Source organism: Vannielia sp. (assembly GCF_029212645.1).
Lineage (GTDB): Bacteria > Pseudomonadota > Alphaproteobacteria > Rhodobacterales > Rhodobacteraceae > Vannielia.
In genome coordinates, this window is sequence record NZ_JARGND010000030.1 from 1 (window position 1) to 25,632 (window position 25,632).

Sequence of the window (25,632 nt, forward strand, 5' to 3'; positions counted from 1 at the left end):
ATGGGGGGCCAGCCCCCCACACCGCGCCATCCATGGGGGGCCAGCCCCCCACACCGCGCCATCCATGGGGGGCCAGCCCCCCACACCCCCCGGGATATTTCTGGAGCATTGAGAGACAAAATAGGCGCGCCCCTTTTGGGGCGGTGTGTCAGGCTGCCGCGACGAGGGTGATGATTGAGGCGATCAACAGGGCGATGCCTGTGAGTTCGCGCCGGGTGAGATGCTCGGAGAAGATCCGTGCGCCGATGATCATGGAAAACAGAACTTCGATCTGGCCCAAGGCGAAGACGATGGCGGCGGTTTGGAGTGCGAAGGCCGCGAACCAACAAAAGCTGCCGCCAAAGGAGGTGACGCCAACCAGCAGTCCGGGGCGCCATGCGGCGAGCACCCGGCGGATTTCCTGCCGGTCGCGCAGGGTGAGCCAGACCAGCATCAGCAGCGCTTGCAGCGTGACCACGAAGGCCAGCGCGACACCGGCGCGCAGCAGCACATCGTTGCTTTCAAGCTGGAGGGTGGCACCGCGGTAGCCCACACCGGAGATGGCAAAAAAGAGGCCCGAGGCGAGGCCCAGCCCGATAGAGCGGCTATCAAACTTCAGCCCGGATTGGGCAGGTGCGGAGAGCAGCAGGATCGCCGCCATCCCCACCACCATGGCCGCAAACCCGGCCCAACCCGGCACCTCGCCAAGCACCAGCCAGCCAACGGCGGCGGTGAGCAGCACTTCCGATTTCTTCAGCGTGATGCCCACGGCGAAATTGCGGCGGGCAAAGAGCTTCACCACGTAGACGGTGGCAAGGATCTGGCTCGCCCCGCCGATTGCGGCATAGGCCCAGAAGGCGGGCGTGGTGGCGGGCAGCGTGAGGCCACGCAGGGTGATATATCCGGCCAGCGCCACCGCGACCATTGGCCATGAGTAGATGAACCGCGCCCAAGTGGCGCCGGTGGCGGTGAGCCCGGCCTGGGCCATTTGCTTTTGCACCATGAAGCGCACCGCTTGGATAAGAGCGGCGGTGAGGGCGAACGCGATCCAGAGCCAGGAGGGGTAGGTTTCCATTGCGGGACTGGAGCATGGGACGGCGGCAAAGGGAAGCCCGGCAGCGCAGGCCCGGCCACAAAGGTAGAACGGGCGCTCGGGAAAGCCCGAACGCCCGTCACCTGGAACCGGTTGGAGGAAAGCTGGTTTTAAGGTGGTTTTAGCGCAGCAGCGGTTTGATCCCTGCGGCGGCGGCATCGGTGATTGGATCAATCGCCATGAAATGCGCGCCAATTTTCTGCACGGTGCCGCCGGTTTGCAGCGCCTCAAGGCGGGCGGTGTAATCGGCGGTGCCGAGATGGGCCAGGGTGAGCGCCTTGAAGCAGATGAACAGCACCAGCGCCGTCAGCGCGGGGCGCAGGATCGGGCGGCGGGTTTTGGTGCGGCGGGTGTAATAGCTTTGGCCGAGCGTGCCGCTGGCTTCAAACCCGCCACCACGGCGATGGGTTTTGGCGATGCGGCGCAGGCGTCCGTCAAATTCTTTGTAGGATGTATCGGCCACGGGTCGTCTCCACGCGTTTCTGTCGTTTTTACGGCACCCCTACCAAGGCCTAATTTGCGCCTTGATTGAGGCGAATTTTAGGCGACCTTTCCCTATTTTTGGAGACAAAGCGTTGTCCATTCGCCGATTTCGGCGGAACTGACAACAGTAAGGCCCGCCGCAACGTAAGCCGACGCCACATCAAGGCTTTGTTCGTTCAAAAGCCCCGACAGAATCGCATAGCCCCTGGGGGCGAGCGCACCGGCGATATCGGGGGCCAGATCGATCAGCGGGCCCATCAGGATATTGGCGAAGATCAGGCCATATGGCGCGGCCTCGGCCAGCACCGGGTGATCAAACCCGGTGGCCTCGATGCAGCGCACCTGCCCGGTGAGACCGTTGGCCGCCAGATTGGCCTCGGCCACCTCAACGGCGACCGGATCAATATCGGAGGCAATGATATCGGTGTCCCAGACCCGTGCCGCCGCCATGGCCAGCACCGCCGTGCCGCAGCCGATATCGGCCACCGGGCAAGGGGTGAGGCCCTCGTTCAGCAGGGCGTCAAACATTTGCAGGCAGCCAAGCGTGGTGCCGTGGTGGCCGGTGCCAAAGGCCATCGCGGCCTCGATCAGCAACGGCTCCACATCGGTGGGCACCTTGTCGGCATCATGTGAGCCATAGACAAAGAAGCGCCCGGCGACGACGGGCGACAGCTCGCGGCGCACCTTGGCAACCCAATCGGTTTCGGGCAGTTCCGACACGGTGAAGGGCTTGGCCGCAAAGGCCACAGCGAGCAGCGCAAGGCCCGCCTCATCCGGTGCTTCGATGAAATAGGCGCCCACTTCCCAGAGCCCGCTGTCATCCTCAACCTCAAATACGCCAATGCCGGTTGGCTCGGGGGTGAGCCGCTCAAGCGCTTCGCCAAGCGCCTCGGCGGGGGCTTTTCCGGTGAGGGTTGTGAGGGCGGTATAGGTGGGCATGGCGGGCGCTCCGGGGCTGATGTGCGTGCTCCCCGCGCCTAGGCGGTTCGGCTGCGAGGGTCAAGGGAGCCACGCAGGCCCGGGGAGTGGTGGCACGGGGGGGCACTGGCACGGCGCGCGCGCTAGATCACCCGCGCGGGCACCCCGGCCACCTTTGCCCCGGCGGGCACATCATGGCGCACCACCGCGCCAGCGGCCACGATGGCCCCGTCGCCAATGCGCACGCCCGGCAGGATGGTGGCGTGGCCACCGATCCAGACATCGCGCCCAAGGCTCACGGGCAGCGCGCGCTCCAACCCCTCGCGGCGCTTCGCAACCTCGTGGTGGTGATCGGCGCAATATATATGCACCCCCGGCCCCAGCATGGCGCCTGCCCCAATGTCGATGCGGGCGGTATCAAGCAGGGTGCAAAAGGCATTGAGGTAAACGTCATTGCCGAGGTGCAGATTGGAGCCATAGGCCAGGTGGAGCGGCGCCTCGATAAAGCAGCCCTCCCCAAAGCGGCCCATCAGCGCTTGCAGGCGCGGGCCGCAAGCCCCACGCGCCGCAGGGTCCATCGTGGCGTGTTGGTGACAGGCGGCGCGGGCATCGTCACGCAAGCGGCCCAGCGCTTCGGTGCGGCAGCTATACCAGCGGCCATCCTCAATGCCGGGGAGCGCGTTCACCCCCCGCCCCTCAGGCGACGCCAACCGGGCAGGTCACGCCGGTGCCGCCAAGGCCGCAGTAGCCCGCCGGGTTTTTGGCGAGGTATTGCTGGTGGTAATCCTCGGCAAAATAGAAGGCGGGAGCCTCGGTGATTTCGGTGGTGATCTGGCCAAAGCCCTTGGCGGTGAGCGCCCGTTGAAACAGCCGCTTCGAGGCTTCGGCTGCGGCTTGCTGGGCCGCATTAAAGGTGTAGATCCCCGAGCGATATTGCGTGCCCCGGTCATTGCCCTGCTGCATGCCCTGAGTCGGGTTATGGCCCTCCCAGAACACGGCGAGCAGATCATCATAGCTCACGCGTGTGGGATCAAAATGCAGGCGCACCACCTCATTGTGGCCGGTTTTGCCGGTGCAGACTTCCTGGTAGGTGGGGTTGGGGGTGTAACCGCCCGCATAGCCCACCATGGTGAGGCGCACGCCCGGATACTTCCAGAACACCCGCTCGACGCCCCAGAAGCAGCCCATGCCAAACATCGCCACCGACTCACCCGGCTCTGGCGTGGTGGTGAGCGCTTTGCCGGTGACAAAATGCGTGGCTGCGGTGGCAATCGGCTCTGCCCGGCCGGGCAGCGCCTCGTCCTTGGAAATCATTGCGGTTTTGTCCTGACCAAATCCAAACATCTGGATCCCCCTCCTAACGCTTCGGCTCGAAGCTTTGGGAGTAGATGTAGTTTGTAAATGCAAGTTTAAAGGTCACGCAACGATACGCCTTTATTCTGCGGCAGCGAAACGCCCCCGTGACAGGCGGGTTTCATAGCCCGGGCGAGGGTGGCGCGGGATCAGCAGCGCCAGCCCAAGCGACACCGCCGCGATGCAGGAGGCAAGGGCAAACACCGCGCCCGGTGCCAGCACCCAAAGATAGCCCAGCAGCGCCGGCAGGAAGACCGCCGCGATATGGTTGATCGTGAAGGCCACGGCGGCGGTTGGGGCCATATCAGCCGGGTCGGCGATCTTTTGGAAATAGGTCTTGAGCGCCAGCGCCAGAGCAAAGAACATATGGTCGATCACATAGAGTGTGGAGGCCAGCACAACGCCCCAGCCAAACCAGTAGATGCCGCCGTAAAGTGTGAACACGCAGATCAGCCCGGTATATTCAAAGATCAGCGCGCGCCGTTCGCCCCAGATCGCCACCGCCCGGCCTAGCAGCGGGGCAAAGGCCATGTTGGCGACGAGGTTGATCAGAAACAGCGCCGTAACCTCATGCACCTGAAAGCCAAACCGCTCCACCATCATGAAGCCCGCAAACACCGTGAAGATTTGCCGCCGCGCGCCCGCAAAGAACTGGAGCGCGTAGTAAAGCCAGTAGCGGCGGCGCAGCACCATGCGGGTGTTCTGGCGGTGCTCGCCCTCAAAGCGCGGATAGGCCAGCAGGCAAAACAGCGCGACGGCGGCGCAAAACCCGCCCGACGCCATATAGACGAAGTTGTAGCTCAGGTCGAAGGCTTCCCATGTCAGCACGATCAGCACATAGGCCACCAGCGTTGCCGCCGATCCGGCTGCCATGATCCAGCCCAGCATTTGCGGGGCGCGCTCGATCTTGAGGAATTGCAGCTGGAGCGATTGGTTGACGGTTTCGTAGTAGTGAAAGCCGATCGAGCTGAGCATGGTGATGGTCAGAATGCCGCCAAGGCTGGGGAACTGCGCCGTAAGGGCGGTGGCCACGCCAAGCATGATGAGCGCAACCAGCCCCAGCACCTGCTCGCGGATAAAGATGATCAGCGCGATCACCCCGATGGCAAGGAAGCCCGGAATCTCGCGCACCGTATGCAGCCAGCCAATGTCACGCCCGTCAAACCCGGCGACCTCGATCACGAAGTTGTTGAGCAGGGCCGACCATGTGGCAAAGGCCACAGGCATGGCGATGGCCATGGCAAAGAGCAGCGTGATCGGCTGGCGCCAACGGGGGAGGGTATGAGCCTCGCGGAGGGGGACTGTGCGCATGGATGTGCTTTACGCCTCGTTTCGGGGTGTGAAAAGAGGGGAGATGACGGGAGCGAGGGGCCAGCCCCGCGCGCTCCCCGGGATATTTTTGGCAAGAAAATGGGGCGCGGTCTGGCGTGAGGCATTGGAGCGCCCCCTGCCCTGCTCTCAGGAAGTTGCTCCGCGCCGCCATCCCCAGCGATCTGCACAATCCTTGGGCGTTTTGCCTATTGGCTAATCGAAACCCGGTTGAGCCCGGTCCGATAGCGCCAATCGCCCTTGCCAATCCGCAGCATCGCTTGCAGGTCGACGCTATGAACAGGGAATTGAAGATCGTTGTCGTGGAGGAGGATCGGGATCGCGCCATTGCGATTGTTGATGCGCTGACCGATGCCTGCCCCTGCGATGTGGTGGTGATCGGGGATCACAGCGGGCTGTCGCGCCAGATTGCGGCGCATGGGCCGGATATCGTGCTGATTGATGTCAACAACCCCACCCGCGACATGATGGAAGAGCTTACGCTGGCCTCCGGCCCGCTGGACCGCCCGGTGGCGATGTTCGTTTCGGGCAATTCCGACGGCCTCGCCGAGGCGGCGATTGAGGCGGGCATGTCGGCCTATGTGGTTGACGGGCTGTCACCAGAGCGGATCAAACCGGTGATGGACACGGCCATTGCGCGGTTTTCGATGGTGCGCCAGATGCGCAACGAACTGGCCGAAACGCGCCGCGCCCTCGAAGAGCGCAAGGTGATTGACCGCGCGAAGGGCCTGTTGATGAAGGCCCGCGGCATAGATGAGCAAGCCGCCTATGCGCTCCTGCGCAAAACCGCGATGGACCAGGGGCGGCGCGTGCCCGACGTGGCCGAAGCCCTGGTGACAGCGGCGGGACTGCTGGGATGAAGGCGGTGCAGATCTCCGTCGCCTATATGCCGCTGGTTGATGCCGCGCCCTTGATCGTGGCGCAGGAGATGGGCTTTGCCGCCGCCGAGGGCATTGCGCTTGATCTGATCGCGGCACCTTCGTGGTCATCGGTGCGCGATATGCTGGCCTTCGGGCGGGTGGATGCGGCGCATATGCTCTCGCCGGTGCCACTGGCCATGGCAATGGGGCTGGGCGGGGTGTCCTCGGCAATTTCGGCGGTGTCGGTGCTTTCGGTCAATGGCAATGTTATCGGCGTGGGCAATGCGCTGGAGGCCAAGCTGCATGACGCGGGATACGCCTTTGATTTCGCCGATCCCTACGCCGCCGCCGACGCGCTGGCCGGGATCAGCGACGGGCCCATCACCTTTGGCGTGCCCTTCCCCTTTTCGATGCACGTCGAACTGCTGCGCTACTGGGCCGATGCAACCTCGCTCGGCACCCACGGGATCAACATTCGCACCGTGCCGCCGCCGCTGATGGCGCAGGCGCTGGCGGCGGGTGAGGTGGATGCCTTTTGCGTGGGCGAGCCCTGGGGCTCGGTTGCGGTAGAATCCGAGGCGGGCGCGCTTTTGCTACCGGGCAACGCGATTTGGGCCTTTGCGCCCGAAAAGGTTTTGGCGGTGCGCACCGATTGGGCCGAAACCGAGCCAAGCCTGCTCGGTCGCCTGATGCGCGCCGTCTGGAAAGCCGGGCGCTGGCTTTCAGACCCGGCGGTGCGGGCCACGGCGAGTGGCTTGCTGTCGCGCACAGCCTATCTTGATGTTTCAGCCGAGCTGATCGACCGCGCGCTTTCAGGCCACCTGATCCTGTCGCGGCGGGGTGAGACCCGGCAGGTTGAACGGTTTCTGGAGTTTCACGACGGTGCGGCCACTTTTCCGTGGCGCAGCCAGGGCCAGTGGATCGCCCAAAGGCTGCAACGCACCTATGGCGGGGCCGGGTTGAGCGACGCGCAGTTTGATCAGGTGATCCGGCCAGACCTGCACCGCCAGCACCTCACCAAGGTGGGCTACGACCTGCCCGGCGCTTCGGCAAAACTGGAGGGGGCGATTCTGTCTCCCACGCCGGTTGCCTCGGCCTCTGGCGAGATCACATTGCAGCCTGATCGCTTTTTTGATGGTCAAATCTTCGACCCCGACACCCGAAACACGATCAAAAACTAAGCAAACCAGAATTTAACGGCGCTCTCGCTGCACTTGCACCTCGCTATCCATTCTGCGGCGCGGCAAACCTTGGATGTGGCTTGCAATGGCGCGCGCTGCACCGAATTTCGTCCCACTGACAGGGAAATATCTGAGCAAGGTCGCTCACTTTCCGCCGGACCCTTCCGGAGGCAAGTGATCGGCCTTTTTTCGTTTTCGCTCGGTGTCCTTTTCAGGGGCCGGGCATTTCAAGAGGTCAAACATGAAGAAACTGCTTCTTTCTCTCGCAGCCACAACCGCGCTGGCATCCCCGGCCCTTGCCGAACTTCTCGATCTGGAAAAAGACGAGCTGACCTTTGGCTTTATCAAGCTGACGGATATGGCACCGCTCGCCGTGGCCTATGAGCAGGGGTATTTTCTGGATGAGGGGCTGTTCGTGACCCTTGAGGCGCAGGCCAACTGGAAGGTGCTGCTGGACGGCGTGATCGACGGGCAGCTTGACGGCGCGCATATGCTGGCAGGCCAGCCGCTGGCGGCCACCATCGGCTACGGCACCGAGGCGCATATCGTCACCCCCTTCTCGATGGACCTGAACGGCAACGGCATCACCGTTTCCAACGAGGTGTGGGAGATGATGCGCCCGCATATCCCCTCGATGGACGATGGCCGCCCGCAGCACCCGATCTCTGCCGAGGCGTTGGTGCCGGTGATCGAGGCGTTCAGCGCCAAGGGCGAGCCGTTCAACATGGGCATGGTGTTTCCGGTTTCCACCCACAACTATGAGTTGCGTTACTGGCTGGCGGCCGGCGGGATCAACCCCGGCTACTACAGCCCCGAAAACATCACCGGCCAGATTGACGCCGATGTGTTCCTCTCCGTCACACCGCCGCCGCAGATGCCCGCAACGCTGGAGGCCGGCACGATCCATGGCTACTGCGTGGGCGAGCCGTGGAACCAGCAGGCCGTGGTCAAGGGCATCGGCGTTCCGGTCATCACTGACTATGAGCTGTGGCGCAACAACCCCGAAAAGGTGTTTGGCCTGACGGCAGAGTTCACCGAGGAAAACCCCAACACCACCAAGGCCCTCACCCGTGCGCTGATCCGCGCCGCGATGTGGCTTGATGAAAACGACAACGCCAACCGCGAAGAGGCCGTGGCGATCCTGGCGCGCCCCGAATATGTGGGCGCGGACCCGGAGGTGATTGCCAACTCGATGACCGGCACCTTTGAATACGAGCCGGGCGATGTGCGCGAAGTACCTGATTTCAATGTGTTCTTCCGCTATAACGCAACCTACCCCTACTACTCCGATGCGATCTGGTATCTCACCCAGATGCGCCGTTGGGGCCAGATCCCGCAGGCACAAACCGATGCCTGGTACATGGAGGTCGCCGAAAGCGTTTACCGCCCCGATATCTACCTCGCCGCCGCGCAGTCGCTGGTGGATGACGGGCTGGCCAAGGCAGAAGATTTCCCTTGGGACAGCGATGGTTACAAGGCCCCGACCCCGGCTGACGATATCATTGACGGCATCGCCTACGATGGCCGCGCCCCCAACGCCTACCTCGAAAGCCTGCCGATTGGCCTGAAGGGCGAACAGGCTGTCGTTGGTGACGAAATTCAGGGCTAAGCGCCCGATGCGCGGGCCCAGCTGCGGCCCGCGCCCCCCCATTCAGGAGACCGTTTCATGAGCACTGCCGACCCGAACTTCGAGGCCGACGCCGCCCGCGAGGCCCGCCGAGAGCGCCGCTTCACCCGCATCAATGCCGCTGACAAGTGGTTTCAGGTGTTGGGGCTGGCCTGGATCACGCCGATCCTGAAGGCCATCGCCGGTGACAACCCCAAGGCGCAGGTCTCCGAGATCTGGCGGCTGGCGGGTGTGCCGCTTTTGGCCATCGCGGGCTTTTTGGCGCTTTGGGCGGCTCTGGCCCCCACCGTGCAAACCTCGCTCGGGGCCATCCCCGGCCCGGTGCAGGTGTGGCATGAGGCCGTGAACCTGCATGAAGACGCGCAAGACAAGGCCGCAAGCCGCGCCAAGTTTCAGGAGCAGGTTGCCACCCTCAATGAACGGCGCGCCGCCCAGGGCCAGGAGCCGATCCAGCGCGCCTATACCGGCGCCCCCAGCTATTACGCGCAGATCTGGACCTCTATCAAAACGGTGTTCTTTGGCTTCCTGATCGCCAGCATCGTGGCGATCCCGCTGGGCATCATGGCGGGCCTCTCGCCCACCGCAAATGCCGCGCTGAACCCGATCATCCAGATCTTCAAACCGGTCTCGCCGCTGGCGTGGCTGCCGATCGTGACCATGGTGGTCTCTGCCGCTTACGTCACCCAGGACGGCTGGTTTGCCAAAAGCTTCCTGACCTCGGCGATCACCGTCACGCTTTGCTCGCTTTGGCCCACGCTCATCAACACCGCGCTTGGTGTGGCCAGCATCGACAAGGATCTGGTGAATGTTTCCAAGGTGTTGAAAATGAACACCTATACCAAGATCACCAAGCTGGTGCTGCCCTCGGCCCTGCCGCTTATCTTTACCGGTTTGCGCCTGTCGCTCGGGGTGGGCTGGATGGTGCTGATCGCGGCGGAAATGCTCGCGCAGAACCCCGGCTTGGGCAAGTTCGTGTGGGATGAGTTCCAGAACGGCTCGTCGTCGTCGCTCGCCAAGATCATGGTCGCGGTGCTGACCATCGGGATCATCGGCTTCCTGCTGGACCGGGTGATGTTCGCCCTCCAGTCGCTCTTTACCTTCACGAACAATCGGTGATCGGCATGGGTATTCTGACACTCGACAACGTTTCCAAAAGCTTCGGCTCCGGGGTGCATCGCACCGATGTGCTGAAAAACATCAGTCTTGATGTGCAGGAAGGCGAATTTCTGGTCCTGCTCGGCTTTTCGGGCAGCGGCAAGACCACGCTGATCAACATGATGGCCGGGCTGGATGGCCCGACCAGCGGCACCGCCACCTTTCGGGGGGCGCCCATCAAGGAGCCAAGCCCCGAGCGCGGTGTGATCTTTCAAAGCTACTCGCTGATGCCCTGGCTCACGGTGAACGGCAATGTGCGCCTTGCGGTGGATACGGTCTTCTCCAAGCTCTCCGCCGCCGAGAAGGACAAAAAGGTTGCCCATTACGTTGATATGGTGGGCCTTGGCCACGCGGCCACCCGCCGCCCGGCCGAGCTTTCGGGCGGGATGCGCCAGCGGGTCAACGTGGCGCGCGCGCTGGCGATGAACCCCGATATGCTGCTGCTGGATGAGCCGCTTTCGGCGCTTGATGCCCTCACCCGCGCCAACCTTGCCGATGAGATCGAGCGCATCTGGGACGCTGACAAGAAGACCTGCGTGCTGATCACCAATGACGTGGATGAGGCGATCATCCTGGCGGACAGGATCATTGCACTCAACCCCGATGGCACGCTTGGGGAGGAGTTCACCGTTGATATCCCCCGCCCCCGCGACCGGATGGAGATGAACGTCAACGACGCGTTCAAAACGCTGCGCGCCAATGTCACCAAATACCTGATGGACGTGGGCATTGAGGCCAAGGTTGAAGGCGCGCGCCTGCTGCCTGACATCACGCCGATCCACGGCATGCCCAGCGCCGTTATCGACGCCCAGAAAGGGCTGATCGACAGCCGCTTCCTCGACTTTTCGCAACTGCACAAAATCTACCCCACCCCCAAGGGGCCGCTCACCGTGGTGGAGGATTTTGATCTCAAGATCGACCGGGGCGAGTTCATCAGCCTCATCGGCCACTCCGGATGCGGCAAATCCACGGTGCTGACCATGGCGGCGGGGCTGAATGACATTTCCAAAGGCGCGATCAAGCTCGATGGTCGCCATGTGGAAGGCGCCGACCCCGAGCGCGCGGTGGTGTTTCAATCGCCCAACCTTTTCCCGTGGCTGACGGCGCGTGAAAACTGCGCGATCGGGGTCAACAAGGTTTACCCCCGCGCCTCGCAGGCCGAGCGGCAGGATGTGGTTGAGTATTATCTGGAGCGGGTCGGCCTTGCCGATGCGATGGACAAGCCCGCCTCGGCCATGTCGAACGGGATGCAACAGCGGGTTGGCATTGCCCGCGCCTTTGCGCTTTCGCCCAAGCTGCTCCTGCTCGATGAGCCTTTCGGGATGCTGGATAGCCTGACCCGCTGGGAGCTTCAGGAAGTGCTCATGGAAGTCTGGTCACGCACCAAGGTGACGGCGATCTGCGTCACCCATGATGTGGATGAGGCGATCCTGCTGGCCGACCGGGTGGTGATGATGACCAACGGGCCACAGGCCACCATCGGGCGCATCGTTCAGGTTGATCTGCCGCGCCCGCGCACCCGCAAGGCGCTGCTCGAACACCCCGATTACTATTCCTACCGCGAGCAGGTGCTGAGTTTCCTTGAGGAATACGAACACGGCGCCAAGGGCAAGTCCGAAGAGGCCGAAACGCCCAAATCCGCCTCCAGCAAGAAGGAAGCCGCGTAATGGAGACGCTGATTGATACCGAAACCCGCACCTTTATCCAGGTCACCGAATACTGGGTGCCCGAAGATGGTAAACTGAAGCTGGCGGGCGGCAATTATGGCGATCTGGAGGGTTTTGCCTCTGCCTCCGGCCAGACCAGCTTTGAAAAGGGCGAGGGCCTGCCCGGCCGGGCATGGGCCGAAGCGCGCCCGGTGGTGTTCAAAAGCCTGACCGCGCCGGAATTCCTGCGCGCCGACGCCGCCAAGGCCGCCGGGCTGACCTCTGCCGTGGCGGTTCCGCTGTTTGACGGCGAGACGCTGAAATCGGTGCTGGTTGTGCTGTGCAGCGACAGCGAGGAGCGGATCGGGGCGATCGAAAGCTGGCGGGCCGACGACGGCTTGCTGATGCTCGACGACGGTTACTATGGCGCCGCGCGGCATTTTGAGTTTGTCTCCCAGCACACCCATTTCCCCACCGGGCAAGGCTTGCCGGGCGGGGTGTTCGCCGCGATGACGCCGATCCTGATGCGCGATCTGGGGGCCTCCTACGCCTTTGTCCGCGCCGAAAGCGCCGGGCGGGCCGGGCTGACCACGGGCCTCGGCCTGCCGATCCCGGTGCCCACCGGCGCGCCCTATGTGCTGACGCTGCTCTCCGCGCGCGGCACCCCTATCGCGCGGCGTTTCGAGATCTGGGACGCGCGCGATGCAAAGGTCGGCAAGGCCAACGAAGCGGAACTGATCGACGGCATTTGCGCCCGCGACGGCCCGCTTTGGACCGCCGAGGGCGACCCGCCCCGCCGCGTTGCCGCCTGGCAGGGGCTGATCGGCCGGGTTCTGGGCACCGGCCTGCCGGTTGTCGAAAAGGGCGCGGCGGGCATTCCGGGTGGCTATGACTCCATGGTCGCCGTTCCGATCCATTCCAAGGGCGAGTTGTCACACATCGTCGCCTGGTATTCCTGAAAGGACGCAGCATGAAAAAACTCGTCGTAATCGGTGCGGGCATGGCCTCTGGCCGGGTGCTGGAGCACCTGACAGACGCAGACCCGGACGCCTATGAAATCACCCTGTTCAACGCGGAAACCCGTGGCAACTACAACCGGATCATGCTCTCCCCGGTGTTGTCGGGCGAAAAGACCTATGCCGAAATCGTCACCCACGACAGCGATTGGTACGCCGCGCGCAATGTGGATTGCCGGTTTGGCGAACAAATCGTCGGCATCGACCGCGAGACCAAAACGGTCATGGGGGAGCACGGCCCCGTACCCTATGACAAGCTCATCATCGCCACCGGCTCGGCCCCCTTCATCATTCCGGTGCCGGGCAAGGATTTGCCGGGCGTCATTTCCTACCGTGACCTCGACGACACAAACGCCATGATCGAAGCCTCCGCCAAGGGCGGCAATGCGGTTGTCATAGGTGGCGGGCTGCTCGGGCTTGAGGCGGCGGCCGGTTTGGCCCTGCGCGGCATGTCGGTGACGGTGGTGCACCTGAACGGGCACCTGATGGAGCGCCAGCTTGATGAGGCCGCCGGCTACCTGCTGCGCAAGGATCTGGAGGCCAAGGGGATTTCGGTAAGGACCCAGGCCACCACCCGCGCGATCATCGGCGATGGCCGCGCCGAGGCGGTGTTGCTGGAAGGCGATGAGACCCTGCCCGCCGATCTGGTGGTCATGGCCGTGGGCATCCGCCCTGAAACGCGGCTCGCCACCGATGCCGGGCTGGAGGTGGCGCGCGGCATCGAGGTGAACGCGCAGATGCAAACCTCTGACAGCGATATCTACGCCGTGGGCGAATGCGTGGAGTTTGACGGCAACCTCTTTGGCCTTGTCGCCCCGCTTTACGATCAGGCCAAGGTGCTGGCCCATGCCCTGCTTGATGAGGCTGATGCCTTTGTCGTCAAGGATGTGGCGACCAAGCTCAAGGTCACGGGTTGCGATCTGTTCAGCGCCGGTGATTTTGCCGAAGGTGAAGGGCGCGAGGATATCGTGTTTCGCGACCCTGCGCGCGGTATCTACAAGCGCCTCGTGATCGAGGGCGACAAGCTGGTTGGCGCGGTAATGTACGGCGACACCGCCGATGGCACCTGGTTCTTCGGTCTGATCAAGGACGAGACCGAGATCGACGACATGCGCGAAACCCTGATCTTTGGCCCGGCCTTTCAGGGAGGCGACACTGCGGACCCTCTCTCAGCCGTTGCAGCATTGCCGCGTGATGCGGAAGTTTGCGGCTGCAACGGCATTTGCAAGGGCACCATCACCGACGCCATCGCGAACGGCGCAACTGATCTGGCCGCAATCCGCGCCACCACCAAGGCCAGCGCGTCTTGTGGCACATGCACGGGGCTGGTCGAGCAGGTGTTGCAGGTCACGCTGGGCGATGAATTTGTGCTGCCCACGGCGCAGCCGGTGTGCGGTTGCTGCGACCTCACCCATGAAGACGTGCGCCGCCTGATCAAATCGCAGGAGCTGAAAAGCCAGGAGGCCGTTTGGCAGGAGCTGGGCTGGAAAACCCGCAACGGCTGCCACGTGTGCCGGCCCGCGATCAACTTCTACCTGCTGGCCGATTGGCCGGTCGAATACCGCGACGATCCGCAAAGCCGCTTCGTGAACGAGCGCAAGCACGCCAACATCCAGAAAGACGGCACCTTCAGCGTTGTGCCGCGCATGTGGGGCGGGATCACCAACCCCGATGAGCTGCGCGCCATTGCCGACGCGGCCGACAAATACAACGTTCCCACCGTGAAGGTAACGGGAGGACAGCGGATTGATCTGCTGGGCGTCAAGGGCGAGGATCTGCCCGCCATCTGGGCTGATCTGAACAAGGCCGGGATGGTTTCGGGGCATGCCTATTCCAAGGGGCTGCGCACCGTAAAAACCTGCGTGGGCACAGATCACTGTCGGTTCGGCACACAAGACAGCACCGGCCTTGGCATCAAGCTTGAACAGGTGCTTTGGGGCTCGTGGACGCCCCATAAGGTGAAGCTCGGGGTGTCGGGCTGCCCGCGCAACTGTGCCGAATCCACCTGCAAGGACGTGGGGATCATCTGCGTCGACAGTGGCTACCAGATCGGCGTTGCCGGCGCGGCGGGCATGGACCTGATGGAAACCCAGCGGCTGTGCGATGTGGCCACCGAGCAGGAGGCGATTGATGTGACCGTGGCCTTTGTTCAGCTCTACCGCGAAAACGCCAAGTATCTGGACCGGACCTATAAATGGGTCGCCAAGGTGGGGCTGGATTGGGTGCAGGAGCGGATCGCCGACCCGGCAGAACGCGCCCGCCTGATCGCCGCCTTTGAGCTGAGCCAATCCATCTACCGCAAAGACCCCTGGGCCGAGCACGCACAAACCCAAGCCGCGCAGTATCAGCCGCTGGCAGACCTGACCCTGGAGGCCGCAGAATGAGCTGGATCGACATTGGCCACATTGATGACATCCCCCTGCGCGGCGCCCGCAAGATCAAAACCTCGCATGGCTGCGTTGCCCTGTTTCGCACCGGGGTGGATGAGGTGTTTGCCGCCTCCGATGCCTGCCCGCACAAGGGTGGCCCGCTTTCCGAGGGCATCGTGCACGGGCAATCCATCACCTGCCCGCTGCACAACTGGGTGTTTGATCTCAACACCGGGCAAGCCAAGGATCTGGCCCCCGGCGAAGAGGGCCATATCGCCACCTACCCCGTGCGTCTGGATGAGGGGCGCATCCTGATCGAAGGGGCCAAGCTCGCCTCGCGGAGTGCGGCGTGATGGATGGCACCACCCTGCCCGAAACCCGCTCCACCTGCCCCTATTGCGGGGTGGGCTGCGGCGTGCTGCTGCGCCCCGATGGCGAGGGCGGGCTTGTGGTGCGCGGCGATCCTGACCACCCGGCCAACAAGGGCCGCCTCTGCTCCAAAGGCTCGGCCCTGGGCCAAACCGTGGGGTTGGATGGCAGGCTGCTCGCCCCGCGTGTGGGCGGCGAGGATACCGATTGGGACAGCGCCCTTTCCACCGTTGCCGATACCTTCACGCGCACCATCGCCGAGCATGGCCCCGATAGCGTGGCCTTCTATGTGTCGGGCCAATTGCTGAGTGAGGATTACTACGTTGCCAACAAGCTGATGAAAGGGTTCATCGGCTCGGCCAACATAGATACCAACTCACGCCTCTGCATGGCCTCCTCGGTGGCCGGGCATAAGCGCGCCTTCGGGTCAGATACCGTGCCCGGAACCCATGAAGATATCGAAGAGGCCGATCTGGTGGTGCTCACCGGGTCCAACCTCGCGTGGTGCCACCCGGTGCTTTACCAGCGCCTGCTCGCCGCCAAAAAGGCCCGTGGCACCAGGATCGTGGTGATTGATCCGCGCCGCACCGCCAGTTGCGATGGCGCTGATCTGCACCTGCCGCTAGCGCCGGGCAGCGATGTGGCCCTGTTCAACGGGCTGCTGGCCGAAATCGCGACGCGCGGCGCGGTGGATGCGCCCTACGCCGCCCAGCTGAACGATCTGGACGCCGCCCTTGCCTCTGCCAGGCTCGATGATCCTTCCGTCACCGGGCTTTCGCAGGCCGATCTCATGGCTTTCTATGACCTTTGGATCGGCACCAAAAAGGTGGTGACGATCTATAGCCAAGGCGTCAACCAATCCACATCCGGGACCGACAAGGTCAACGCGATCATCAATTGCCATCTGGCCACGGGCCGCATTGGCCTGCCCGGCACTGGCCCCTTCAGCGTCACCGGCCAGCCCAATGCGATGGGCGGGCGTGAGGTGGGCGGATTGGCCAATATGCTCGCCTGCCATCTTGATCTGGAAAACGCCGATCACCGCAGCGCCGTGCGGGATTTCTGGGGCGTACCTGCGGTGCCTTCTGCGCCCGGCCTCAAGGCGGTTGAAATGTTCAACGCGGTGGGCGACGGGCGGATCAAGGCGCTCTGGATCATCCACACCAACCCGGCGGTGTCCATGCCCGATGCCCGCGCCGTGCGCGCCGCAATCGCCGCCTGCCCCTTCACCGTGGTCAGCGATATCACCGCAAAAACCGATACCGCCCGCCTTGCCGATGTGCTGCTGCCCGCCGCCGCATGGGCCGAAAAGGACGGCACCGTCACCAACTCTGACCGCACCATCAGCCGCCAGCGCGCGGCCCTGCCCCCTCCCGGCCACGCCCGCGCCGATTGGGATATCCTCGCCGACGTGGGCCGCCGCATGGGATATGAGCGCGCCTTTGATTACACCGGCCCCGCCGAGATTTTCCGCGAATATGCCGCGCTTTCGGGCGTCGCCGGGCAGTTCGGGCGCGACTTTGATATCTCGGGCTTCACCGATCTCAGCGATAGCGGCTATGCCACCCTCGCCCCCACCCGCTGGCCTTTTACCGCCACCGCCAAGGGCGGGCGCTTTTTTGCCAAGGGCGGGTTCTTTCACCCAGATGGCAAGGGGCGGCTGGTGCCGGTAACGGCGCAAATGCCCGCCTCGGCCCCCACCCATGATGCGCCCTTCCGCCTGAATACGGGCCGCCTGCGCGACCAGTGGCACACGATGACCCGAACCGCACAATCGCCGCGCCTGTCGGCACATCTGCCCGAACCCTTCGTTGATATCCACCCGCAGGACGCCGAGGCCCTCAGCCTCTCGCCCGCCGATCTGGTGGAGGTCTCCAACACCCATGGCCGGGCGATTTTGCGCGCCCGCATCACCGATGCCGTCCAGCCCGGCCAGCTTTTCGCCCCGTTCCACTGGACGGGCGAAACCGCCCCCGCCGCCCGGATTGACGATGTTGTTGCGCCAAGGACCGATCCCATCTCCGGCCAGCCCGACAGCAAGGGCAGCATGGTCTCGCTCAAGCGGTTCAAGGCCGCCTGGTATGGCTTTGCGGTTGGCCGCGAGCGGATGGAGCTCACCTCAGCCTATTGGGCGCTCGCCCGCACCGAGGCAGGCTTTCGCGCCGAGCTGGCAGGCAAGGCCCCGGTCACCGATTGGGAGGCCGAGGCGCGGGTGATCTTCAACGCGCCAGAGGCCACGGCGGCCTCCATGATCGACGCGAGGCGCGGCACCTCCCGCGTGGTGCTCTACGCGGGCACCATCCTGATCGGCGCGGTTTTCGTGGCGCCCAAGCCAGTCGCCGTGATGCGCGATTATCTCGCAACCCTGCCGGGCAGCGAGGCAAATGATGTGCTGACAGGGCAGGTTCCGGCCTCGGTGCCAAACCCCGGCCCGGTGCTTTGCTCCTGCTTTGGCACCGGGGTCAACACCATCGTCGAAGCCATTGAAACCAAAGGATTGCTTAACGTCGAGCAAATTGGCGAGGCGCTTGGCGCGGGCACAAACTGCGGCTCCTGCCGCCCTGAACTGGCGCAAATCCTGGCCCGTGTCACCCTGCGGGAGGCGGCAGAGTGAGCCTCGCCCAATACGTTCGCATCCTTGGGCGCGGCCCCGGTCGCTCTCGCTCGCTCACCCAGGATGAGGCGTTTGACGCCATGACCCTGATGCTGGCGGAAGGCACCGCCCCCGAGGCCATTGGCGCGGTTTTGATGCTGCTGCGGATGAAGGGTGAAACGGCGGAAGAGATCGCCGGGTTTGCCGCCGCCGCCCAGGCCGCGCTGCCCGCCTTGCCGCAGGTGGATCTCGATTGGCCAAGCTACGCCGCAGGCCGCACCCGTGGCGCGCCGTGGTTTCTGAGCGCCGCCAAACAGGTCGCCACCACCGGGCCGCGCGTGCTGCTGCACGGCTGGAACGGGGCCGACCCAAAAGTGCGCGCGGGCCTTGCTGATCTGGGCATCGAGGTGGTCACCACCGCCGATGCCGCAGCCACAGCGCTTGAGCGGGATCGCATCGCCTATCTGCCGCTCGAAACGGTGCACCCAAAGCTCTTTCACCTGCTCTCGCTGCGCAGCGAGTTGGGCCTGCGCTCTTGCGTCAACACCGTTTGCCGCATGCTCAATCCCGCCGGTGCCACGGCGAGCGTGCAGGGGGTGTTTCACCCCTCTTACCGCCTGTTACAGGCCGATGCCGGCGCCCTTTTGGGCTGGCGCAGCCTGACGGTGATCAAAGGCGGTGGCGGCGAGTTTGAGCGCAATCCGGCCAAGGATATCTCGGCCTTTGGCCTGCGCAATGGCCAGCCGTGGGAGGCAACGCTCCCGGCGCTGGTGCCCGATACGCGCCGCCTCGCCGAGCCAACCGGCGCAGCCCTTGGCCCCAACTGGGAGGCGCAAACGCCCGATGCCTTCGAGGCTGCCATCATTACCGGCACCGCCGACGCGGCCCTTGGCACAACCGCCGCCCTCCACCACCCCGAATCCGCCGCCTGACCAAGAGGATATGCCATGAAAGCCCTTCCCATCTTCGCCCGCCCCTCCGGTCGCAAACCTGTGTTTGCAGGCGGCCCCGCGCAGCCCGCGCAAGGCCTCGCCACCTTGGCCGGGTGGCTGCGCCCCGGCCTCGCCCGCCAGCTCGCGCGTGACAGTCACCGCGCCTTCCGGGCCTGGGCCTTCAAGGGCGCGGCCCGCAGCCAGCCGATGCGCAGCGCCAAGCGTGACGCGGCCCGCGCGATCAAGGCGGCCAGCAACGCGGCGCACGCGCCCCGGCAAGGCCGCGCTGGCCATATCTCCCTTGTCGGGGCCGGGCCGGGGGCGCGGGATTTGCTCACCCTGCGGGCCGTCAAGCGGCTGCAAGAGGCCGATGTGATCTTTTATGACCGCCTCGTTGATCCAGAGGTGCTGGAGCTGGCCCGCCGCGGCGCCAAGCGCGTTTTCGTGGGCAAACACGTGGGGGCCCATGCCGTTCCGCAAAGCAAAATCAGCGCGATGATCGTCACCGAGGCGCTAAAAGGCCGCCGGGTTGTGCGCCTCAAATCCGGCGATCCGGGCATTTTTGGCCGCGCCAGTGAAGAGCTTGAGGCCGCCCACGCGGCGGGTGTTTCAATTGATCTTGTGCCCGGCGTCACCGCCGCCTCTGCCGCCGGGGCCTCGCTTGGCCAAAGCCTCACCGCGCGCGGCGTGGCCGATACCTTCGTCATCGCCACCGGCACCGGCAGCGCAGAAAACCCCCTGCCCGATTGCACCCGCCTCTCCGGCCCCGGCACCACCACGGCGTTTTACATGTCGGTCCGCCAGGCGGGGCGCATTTCGGCGCGGCTGATGGAACAGGGCCTGCCGCCCCATGCCCCGATTCACATTTGCGTGGATGTGTCCAAAGCCGGCGAGCGCCATATCGCCACCACTCTGGGCAATCTGCCCGCCGCCGTTGTGGCGCAAAAGGTTGAAGGCTGTGCGATCATTCTGGTGACCTGGCCACAAAGCCTGGCCGAAGCCCTGCCAGAGCCGCGCCATCACGCGCCCCGGCTCGTTTCGGCCTAGCTGGGCAAGGTCAGTCGACCAGCGGCCAGATCAGCGGAATGAGGGCCGAGGCGAGCAAGCCAACCGTCAGGTTGAGCGGGATGCCGACCTTCATGAAATCGGTGAAGCGGTAGCCGCCGGGGCCATAGACCAGCATGTTGGTCTGGTAGCCGATGGGGGTGGCAAAGCTGGCCGAAGCGGCGACCATTACCGCAATCACCAAGGGGCGCGGATCAAAGCCCAGCGCCGTGGCCAGGCCAATGGCGACAGGCGTTACCACCACCGCCACCGCGTTGTTGGACACAAGCTCGGTGAGCACCGAGGTCAGCAGGTAAATCGCCCAGACCACAAAGAACGGCGGCAGCCCCTCCAGCGCGGGGGCCACGGCGGTAACGATGAGCGTCACCGCGCCCGAGCTTTCCAGCGCCGCCCCCACCGCCAACATCGAGAAGATCAGCGCCAGCAAGCGCCCGTCGATAAAGGAAAACGCCTCGTCGGCATCAATGCAGCGGGTGGCGAACACCACCGCAATCGCAAGCACCGCCAGCGCGAGGATCGGCGCCACCCCAAAGGCCGCCAGCCCCACAAGGCCAAAGATCGCCGCCACCGCGATCGGTGCCTTCTGGCGGCGATAAGCCCGCCCCGAGGGGCGAGACACATCCACTAGGTCCATGTCGGATGCGAGGCGGTGGATGTCTTCGGGGGCGCCTTCAAGCAGCAGCGTATCGCCCACCCGCACCACCAGATCATCCAACTGGCGCCCGATGTTCTGGTTCCGGCGATGCACCGCCAGCGGATACACACCATATCGCCGCCGCAAACGCAGGTTGCCAAGGCTGCGGCCCACCATGCGCGCGCCCGGCGTGATCAGCACCTCAACGGTGGAGGTTTCGACCGAGGAGAGCTTGTCGATCATGCGGACCTGCTTGCTTTCCTGCAACGAAAGCAGCTCAGACATTTGCGAGCGCAGCACCACCCTGTCGCCTGCCTCCAGCACCACGTCAGAGAGGTCGCGACGCAGCGAGGCATCGCCGCGCAGCACATCAACCAGCCGCACGCCCTCGCGCTTGAACAGATCGACCTCGCTCGGATTCTGGCCAATCAGCGGGCTTTCCTCGGGCAGCGCCACCTCGGTGAAAAACTTGCGCTTGGACCCCGAGCCAGAGAGCAGCGATGCCATGGAAGAACGCTCGGGCAGGATATGCGGGGCGATGAAGTAAAGGTAGGCCATGCCATAGATCACCAGCACAATCGCCAGCGGCGTGACCTCGAAAATACCAAAGGGTTCCAGCCCGTTGGCGCGCGCCACACCGTCCACCAGCAGGTTGGTGGAGGTGCCGATAAGGGTGAGCGTGCCGCCCAGGATTGCCGCATAAGAGAGCGGCATCAACAGTTTGGAGGCCGAAACCCCCATGGTGTTGGCAAGCTGCACGAACACCGGGATCATCACCACTACAACCGGCGTGTTGGACACCACCGCCGAGGAGAACACCACAAAGACGATCAGCCCGCCAATGGCCAGCGCGGGCCGCGAGGCGGCGTTGCGCTCCGCCACCTGAGTGAACCAGTCCAGCGCGCCCGTGCGCACCAGCGCGCCCATCACAAGGAACATCGCCGCAATCGTCCAGGGCGCCGGGTTGGACAGCACCTCGCGCCCCGCTTCATAGGGCAACACCCCCGAAACCAGCAACAGCGCCACACCCAACAGCGCCACCACCTCGGGGGGGAAGCTTTCACGAACGAACAGGAAAAACATCACCGCCACGACGACCAGCGCGAAGATGGCGTCATAGGGCGGGGCCAAAGAGATCAGATCCATCGGGGTCTCGGGTTGCCCATATCAAGGGGAGTGTAACCGCAGCGCGGCGCGAGGCAAGCGGCGATTGGCAGCGCCCGTCCGGGACGGCTGGCAGGCGCTTGCGCCACGCCGCCGCGCGTCATCCAGCCTCGGGGCCGGATTGCGAAAGGCAGCCGCCATGGCGCACCTGCACCACCGATTTGGCCAGCCCGGTGCGATCATCGGTTTGCACATAAACCCCCGAAAGCGTGGCCTCGCCCATCGCGGGCTGAAAGCGGCCCTTGCTCATGCCGGTAATAAAGCGGCGCATCGGTTCGGCCGGCTCCATCCCGATGACCGAGTTGTAATCGCCGCACATCCCCGCATCGGCCTGAAAGGCAGTGCCCTTGGGCATGATCTGGGTGTCGGCGGTGGGCACATGGGTGTGGGTGCCAACCACCAGCGAGGCGCGGCCATCACAAAAGTGGCCCATGCCCATTTTCTCCGAGGTCGCCTCGCAGTGCATATCTATCAGCGAGGCCTGCACCATCCCGCCGGGGGGATGGGCCTTCAACACCGGCTCAATCGCCGAGAACGGATCATCAAAGCAACGCTTCATGAAGACCTGCCCCAGCACCTGCGCCACCAGCACCTTGCGCCCGCCCGGCGCGGTAAAAACCCGGTGGCCCCGGCCCGGCGCGTTCTTGGCAAAGTTGATCGGGCGCAGGATGCGCGGCTCGCTCTCGATAAAGCCCTGCATCTCGCGCTGATCAAAGGCGTGGTCGCCCAGTGTCAGCACATCGGCCCCCGCATCCAGCAGCCCCTTGGCATGGGCAATGCTGAGGCCCGCGCCAGAGGTCGCGTTCTCACCGTTGACCACCACAAAATCGAGCCGCCACGCCTCACGCAGGGCGGGCAGCCTTTCAGCCACCGCCTTGCGGCCTGCGCGGCCCATCACATCACCTAGAAAGAGTATTCGCATGGATTTGGCCTAATGGGAGATCGGCCGTGGGGCAAGGGGGGATGGGGGAGTGTGTAGAAATGTCTGGAATGCGCAGACAGTGACCTTTGCAAAGTTCGGTCCGTTTCCCGATAGCGGACCTTCGTGCCGCGTGTGCCGAAAGCTCACTAAGAGCCCATTTTGACCAGACACAAACCTCCGTAGATTGTAGAAATTCTGACTATTTCCACCCTGCGACAACATTAACGGCATCCGGGTAAACAATCTGATTACCGACGACTAAGCCTCTTAACCTATCGGCGACGTCAGCAATAAGTGCTTCTTTTTCTGCGTCAGGAAGGCTCTGAAAAGCGTTCGCTATTGGCATCGATCCAAGGTGCAACGGAACGAATTCCGTGGCCAAGGGGACTTTCATCGCCAATTCTTGGCGAGTCACAGTAACATCACGAAATCCGGCATCGGAAACACTCGAAATCAACCTATCTGCTGACGGTGTTTCTCTCTGGCCGCGTTGCTTATTGGCAATCTCCGGCGAGATGAATTTTTCGACCGCCGAGCAGAGGGCTTTGGTATAGGCACTGTGGCCATCCCATATCGACATTGCGATGCGTCCCGATGGGGCAAGCACGCGATAGAATTCTTTTAAAGCAGCCGGTTGATCAGGAAAGTAGTGATAGCCATGTTGGGATATGACGGCGTTGAAACTGTCCTCTGGCAATCCTGTCTCAATGACATCACTTTCCATCCAAATGATGTCGATGTCGGCGGCCAGTTCACGTGCCTTCGCGAGCATGCCTGCGTTGATATCCAAGCCAGTCACGCGTCCGTCGCTGCCGACATCCCGTTTGGCTATCCGAGTGGTGACACCAGTGCCGCAAGCAACGTCAAGAACCGTTTCGCCGGTTTTCAAGGAAACGGAACTCAAAAGAGTTTCGGCCCAACGTCCGAACCACAGCGGCACCATAGTATTTTCATAAATTTCTGGTGCGCTACCGGAGAGTTGAAATGACATAAGACGTTCCCCCTTACCCACCTTCTCTGACCCCATGGTGCAGTAAGAAGGCACACCTGTAACTTTACGCAGTGGGATCATCCTACGTCAACTTTGTCCGCGTCCTACCAGTTCGTCACCTCCGCCGCCAATGCCAGCTATCGCAAGTTCGCGCCGAGGGCTTTGGGGCCGCTTCGGGCTGAAAGCCGCCACGGATAGCGGCGGCGCTTCCCCCTACCAGTCGATCGGCAGCCGGTTACGAAAGAAGCCGCCGGTCGGCCCGTCCTCTGTCAACGTCGCCAGCCAGATCGCGGTTTCTGCCGCTTTTTCCGGGGCCGCCCCGCCGGGGCACATCGCGTTGACCTTCACGCAATCGGGCAGATCGCGGGGCAGCACCTTTGTGAGTTCATTCAGCGCCGCCGTGGCGACGCTGACCCCATCGCCTGCCTCGCCCGGCGCAGAGGAGAGGTTCACCACCCTGCCCCAGCCCCGCTCTGCCATTCCCGGCGCAAGCTTGCGGATCAGCAGGAAGGGGGCTTCCACCATCACCTGCATCGCCTCAAAAAACCCCTCGGGGTTGACCATGAGCGAGCCTTCGGGATGCACAAGCGCGGCGTTGACCAGAATGTCGAACTCTTCGCCGTCCAGCAGCGCGGCCATATCTTCGGGGGCGGTGAGGTCCATCACGAAAAGGTCCGCGCCCAGCCGGTTTGCCGCCGCCTCCCCTGCCACCTCGCCGCGCGCGGTGATCACCACATCAAGGCCCCGCGCGATCAGCCCTTCGGCAATGGCATAGCCAATCCCCCGGCTGCCCCCGGTCACAAGGGCGCGGCGAGGGGGCGGGGCGCTGGTCACCGCAGTTTGAGCGTGGCCAGACCGATCAGCGCCAGGATCAGCGAGATGATCCAGAAGCGGATCACGATCTGCGGCTCGGCCCAGCCGCGCTTTTCAAAGTGGTGATGCACCGGCGCCATCAGGAACACCCGCTTGCCGGTGCGCTTGAAGTAAAGCACTTGAATGATGACCGAAAGCGCCTCGGCCACAAAGATACCGCCCACAATGGCCAGCACGATCTCGTGCTTGGTGACAACGGCAATCGCCCCAAGCGCGCCGCCCAGCGCAAGGCTGCCGGTATCGCCCATGAACACAGCCGCAGGCGGCGCATTATACCACAAAAAGCCAAGCCCACCGCCAATGAGACCAGCGGCAAAGATCAGCAATTCCCCGGTGCCGGGGACGTAATGCACATCAAGATATTCGGTAAAGTCGACGCGCCCCACCGCATAGGCGATCACCCCCAGCGTTCCAGCGGCAATCATCACCGGCATGATCGCAAGGCCATCCAGCCCGTCTGTCAGGTTTACCGCGTTGGCCGCGCCCACGATCACGATCATCGAGAAGGGCACATAGAAGACCCCGAGGTTGATCAGCACATCCTTGAACACCGGCATCGCCAACTGGTTGGAAAGCCCCTCAGGGTGCAGCCAGGCCGCCGCCCCCCCGGCCAGCGCCGCGATCAACAGGCCAAGGCCAAAGCGCAGCTTGCCCGACACGCCCTTGGTGTTGTTCTTTGACACCTTGGCATAATCATCCGCAAAGCCGATCAGCCCAAAGGCCACGGTGACCAGCAGCACAATCCACACATAGCCCGCGTTATAGGGATCATCCCCGGTGCCATTGCTGATCCGCGCCCAAAGCAGCGTGGAAAGCGTGAGCGCCGACAGGATCAGCAAGCCCCCCATGGTGGGTGTGCCCGCCTTTGTTTCCATGTGGCTCGCCGGGCCATCATCGCGGATCGGCTGGCCGTGTTTTTGGCGCTTCCGCAGCATGTTGATCAGCGGTCGCCCGAAGATGAACCCAAAAATCAGCGCGGTGAAAAACGCACCCCCCGCCCGGAAGGTGATGTAGCGGAAAAGGTTGAAAAAATCACCGCCGTCTGAAAGTTCAGTGAGCCAGTAGAGCATGCCACGCCCC

General features: G+C 63.8%; 22 protein-coding genes. 11 read left to right on the forward strand and 11 right to left on the reverse strand.

Annotated features, from left to right (window positions below; genetic code table 11):
* Positions 1 to 148 precede the first annotated feature (148 nt).
* The 6 genes from P1U55_RS10640 to P1U55_RS10665 form a co-directional block, all read right to left on the reverse strand.
* Entirely contained in the window at positions 149 to 1,054 is a 906-nt protein-coding gene (locus P1U55_RS10640; RefSeq protein ID WP_301047556.1) for a DMT family transporter, read from the reverse strand.
* A gap of 139 nt (positions 1,055 to 1,193) precedes the next feature.
* Positions 1,194 to 1,535, reverse strand: coding sequence for a hypothetical protein (locus P1U55_RS10645; protein WP_301047557.1), 342 nt, complete (start codon positions 1,533 to 1,535; stop codon positions 1,194 to 1,196).
* A 92-nt stretch (positions 1,536 to 1,627) separates the two neighbouring features.
* Positions 1,628 to 2,494, reverse strand: coding sequence for a 50S ribosomal protein L11 methyltransferase (locus P1U55_RS10650; RefSeq protein ID WP_301047558.1), 867 nt, complete (start codon positions 2,492 to 2,494; stop codon positions 1,628 to 1,630).
* A 122-nt stretch (positions 2,495 to 2,616) separates the two neighbouring features.
* Complete coding sequence (locus tag P1U55_RS10655) at positions 2,617 to 3,159, reverse strand: sugar O-acetyltransferase (protein WP_301047559.1); 543 nt, start codon at positions 3,157 to 3,159, stop codon at positions 2,617 to 2,619.
* 10 nt (positions 3,160 to 3,169) lie between these two features.
* Entirely contained in the window at positions 3,170 to 3,817 is a 648-nt protein-coding gene (msrA, locus tag P1U55_RS10660) for a peptide-methionine (S)-S-oxide reductase MsrA (RefSeq protein WP_301047560.1), read from the reverse strand.
* Positions 3,818 to 3,907: 90 nt separating this feature from the next.
* Entirely contained in the window at positions 3,908 to 5,137 is a 1,230-nt protein-coding gene (locus P1U55_RS10665; RefSeq protein WP_301047561.1) for an MFS transporter, read from the reverse strand.
* A 293-nt stretch (positions 5,138 to 5,430) separates the two neighbouring features.
* On the opposite strand from P1U55_RS10665, the gene P1U55_RS10670 reads away from it, so the two are divergent.
* The 11 genes from P1U55_RS10670 (at position 5,431) to cobA (ending at position 19,950) form a co-directional block, all read left to right on the forward strand.
* Positions 5,431 to 6,015, forward strand: a complete 585-nt coding sequence (locus P1U55_RS10670) for an ANTAR domain-containing protein (RefSeq protein WP_301047562.1) — start codon at positions 5,431 to 5,433, stop codon at positions 6,013 to 6,015.
* Positions 6,012 to 7,196, forward strand: a complete 1,185-nt coding sequence (locus tag P1U55_RS10675) for an ABC transporter substrate-binding protein (RefSeq protein ID WP_301047563.1) — start codon at positions 6,012 to 6,014, stop codon at positions 7,194 to 7,196. Before P1U55_RS10670 ends, P1U55_RS10675 begins: the two co-directional genes overlap by 4 nt.
* Before the next feature lie 241 nt (positions 7,197 to 7,437).
* Complete coding sequence (locus tag P1U55_RS10680) at positions 7,438 to 8,805, forward strand: CmpA/NrtA family ABC transporter substrate-binding protein (protein WP_301047564.1); 1,368 nt, start codon at positions 7,438 to 7,440, stop codon at positions 8,803 to 8,805.
* Between the two features lie 57 nt (positions 8,806 to 8,862).
* The gene (locus tag P1U55_RS10685; protein WP_301047565.1) at positions 8,863 to 9,939 is read left to right on the forward strand and encodes an ABC transporter permease; all 1,077 of its coding nucleotides are present in this window, start codon (positions 8,863 to 8,865) and stop codon (positions 9,937 to 9,939) included.
* A 5-nt stretch (positions 9,940 to 9,944) separates the two neighbouring features.
* Positions 9,945 to 11,645, forward strand: a complete 1,701-nt coding sequence (locus P1U55_RS10690) for a nitrate ABC transporter ATP-binding protein (RefSeq protein WP_301047566.1) — start codon at positions 9,945 to 9,947, stop codon at positions 11,643 to 11,645.
* Entirely contained in the window at positions 11,645 to 12,583 is a 939-nt protein-coding gene (locus P1U55_RS10695) for a GAF domain-containing protein (protein WP_301047567.1), read from the forward strand. The genes P1U55_RS10690 and P1U55_RS10695 overlap by 1 nt, the downstream gene beginning before the upstream one ends.
* Before the next feature lie 11 nt (positions 12,584 to 12,594).
* Positions 12,595 to 15,024, forward strand: coding sequence for a nitrite reductase large subunit NirB (gene nirB, locus P1U55_RS10700; RefSeq protein ID WP_301047568.1), 2,430 nt, complete (start codon positions 12,595 to 12,597; stop codon positions 15,022 to 15,024).
* A complete protein-coding gene (nirD, locus tag P1U55_RS10705; protein WP_301047569.1) occupies positions 15,021 to 15,362 on the forward strand; it encodes a nitrite reductase small subunit NirD in 342 nt (113 codons plus the stop codon). The genes nirB and nirD overlap by 4 nt, the downstream gene beginning before the upstream one ends.
* Entirely contained in the window at positions 15,362 to 17,992 is a 2,631-nt protein-coding gene (locus P1U55_RS10710; protein ID WP_301047570.1) for a nitrate reductase, read from the forward strand. Before nirD ends, P1U55_RS10710 begins: the two co-directional genes overlap by 1 nt.
* Positions 17,989 to 18,903 carry a glycosyl transferase family protein gene (locus P1U55_RS10715; RefSeq protein WP_301047571.1) on the forward strand — a complete coding sequence of 305 codons (915 nt, stop codon included), beginning with the start codon at positions 17,989 to 17,991 and terminating at the stop codon, positions 18,901 to 18,903. The genes P1U55_RS10710 and P1U55_RS10715 overlap by 4 nt, the downstream gene beginning before the upstream one ends.
* A gap of 15 nt (positions 18,904 to 18,918) precedes the next feature.
* Positions 18,919 to 19,950, forward strand: coding sequence for a uroporphyrinogen-III C-methyltransferase (gene cobA, locus P1U55_RS10720; protein WP_301047572.1), 1,032 nt, complete (start codon positions 18,919 to 18,921; stop codon positions 19,948 to 19,950).
* A 10-nt stretch (positions 19,951 to 19,960) separates the two neighbouring features.
* On the opposite strand, the gene P1U55_RS10725 is transcribed toward cobA, so the two are convergent.
* The 5 genes from P1U55_RS10725 to mraY form a co-directional block, all read right to left on the reverse strand.
* Entirely contained in the window at positions 19,961 to 21,748 is a 1,788-nt protein-coding gene (locus tag P1U55_RS10725) for an SLC13 family permease (protein ID WP_301047573.1), read from the reverse strand.
* 118 nt (positions 21,749 to 21,866) lie between these two features.
* Complete coding sequence (locus tag P1U55_RS10730) at positions 21,867 to 22,688, reverse strand: TIGR00282 family metallophosphoesterase (protein ID WP_301047574.1); 822 nt, start codon at positions 22,686 to 22,688, stop codon at positions 21,867 to 21,869.
* Positions 22,689 to 22,887: 199 nt separating this feature from the next.
* Entirely contained in the window at positions 22,888 to 23,679 is a 792-nt protein-coding gene (locus P1U55_RS10735; RefSeq protein ID WP_301047575.1) for a methyltransferase domain-containing protein, read from the reverse strand.
* A gap of 213 nt (positions 23,680 to 23,892) precedes the next feature.
* Positions 23,893 to 24,513 carry an SDR family NAD(P)-dependent oxidoreductase gene (locus P1U55_RS10740; RefSeq protein ID WP_301047576.1) on the reverse strand — a complete coding sequence of 207 codons (621 nt, stop codon included), beginning with the start codon at positions 24,511 to 24,513 and terminating at the stop codon, positions 23,893 to 23,895.
* Positions 24,510 to 25,622, reverse strand: coding sequence for a phospho-N-acetylmuramoyl-pentapeptide-transferase (gene mraY, locus P1U55_RS10745; protein ID WP_301047577.1), 1,113 nt, complete (start codon positions 25,620 to 25,622; stop codon positions 24,510 to 24,512). The genes P1U55_RS10740 and mraY overlap by 4 nt, the downstream gene beginning before the upstream one ends.
* Between the last annotated feature and the right edge of the window lie 10 nt (positions 25,623 to 25,632).

Excerpts from the sequence above, each read along its gene's own strand:
- P1U55_RS10640 (WP_301047556.1), bottom strand. The coding sequence starts at position 1,054 with ATGGAAACCTACCCCTCCTGGCTCTGGATCGCGTTCGCCCTCACCGCC.
- P1U55_RS10650 (WP_301047558.1), bottom strand. The coding sequence starts at position 2,494 with ATGCCCACCTATACCGCCCTCACAACCCTCACCGGAAAAGCCCCCGCC.
- msrA (WP_301047560.1), bottom strand. The coding sequence starts at position 3,817 with ATGTTTGGATTTGGTCAGGACAAAACCGCAATGATTTCCAAGGACGAG.
- P1U55_RS10665 (WP_301047561.1), bottom strand. The coding sequence starts at position 5,137 with ATGCGCACAGTCCCCCTCCGCGAGGCTCATACCCTCCCCCGTTGGCGC.
- P1U55_RS10670 (WP_301047562.1), top strand. The coding sequence starts at position 5,431 with ATGAACAGGGAATTGAAGATCGTTGTCGTGGAGGAGGATCGGGATCGC.
- P1U55_RS10675 (WP_301047563.1), top strand. The coding sequence starts at position 6,012 with ATGAAGGCGGTGCAGATCTCCGTCGCCTATATGCCGCTGGTTGATGCC.
- P1U55_RS10680 (WP_301047564.1), top strand. The coding sequence starts at position 7,438 with ATGAAGAAACTGCTTCTTTCTCTCGCAGCCACAACCGCGCTGGCATCC.
- P1U55_RS10685 (WP_301047565.1), top strand. The coding sequence starts at position 8,863 with ATGAGCACTGCCGACCCGAACTTCGAGGCCGACGCCGCCCGCGAGGCC.
- P1U55_RS10690 (WP_301047566.1), top strand. The coding sequence starts at position 9,945 with ATGGGTATTCTGACACTCGACAACGTTTCCAAAAGCTTCGGCTCCGGG.
- P1U55_RS10695 (WP_301047567.1), top strand. The coding sequence starts at position 11,645 with ATGGAGACGCTGATTGATACCGAAACCCGCACCTTTATCCAGGTCACC.
- nirB (WP_301047568.1), top strand. The coding sequence starts at position 12,595 with ATGAAAAAACTCGTCGTAATCGGTGCGGGCATGGCCTCTGGCCGGGTG.
- nirD (WP_301047569.1), top strand. The coding sequence starts at position 15,021 with ATGAGCTGGATCGACATTGGCCACATTGATGACATCCCCCTGCGCGGC.
- P1U55_RS10710 (WP_301047570.1), top strand. The coding sequence starts at position 15,362 with ATGGATGGCACCACCCTGCCCGAAACCCGCTCCACCTGCCCCTATTGC.
- cobA (WP_301047572.1), top strand. The coding sequence starts at position 18,919 with ATGAAAGCCCTTCCCATCTTCGCCCGCCCCTCCGGTCGCAAACCTGTG.
- P1U55_RS10725 (WP_301047573.1), bottom strand. The coding sequence starts at position 21,748 with ATGGATCTGATCTCTTTGGCCCCGCCCTATGACGCCATCTTCGCGCTG.
- P1U55_RS10730 (WP_301047574.1), bottom strand. The coding sequence starts at position 22,688 with ATGCGAATACTCTTTCTAGGTGATGTGATGGGCCGCGCAGGCCGCAAG.
- P1U55_RS10735 (WP_301047575.1), bottom strand. The coding sequence starts at position 23,679 with ATGTCATTTCAACTCTCCGGTAGCGCACCAGAAATTTATGAAAATACT.
- mraY (WP_301047577.1), bottom strand. The coding sequence starts at position 25,622 with ATGCTCTACTGGCTCACTGAACTTTCAGACGGCGGTGATTTTTTCAAC.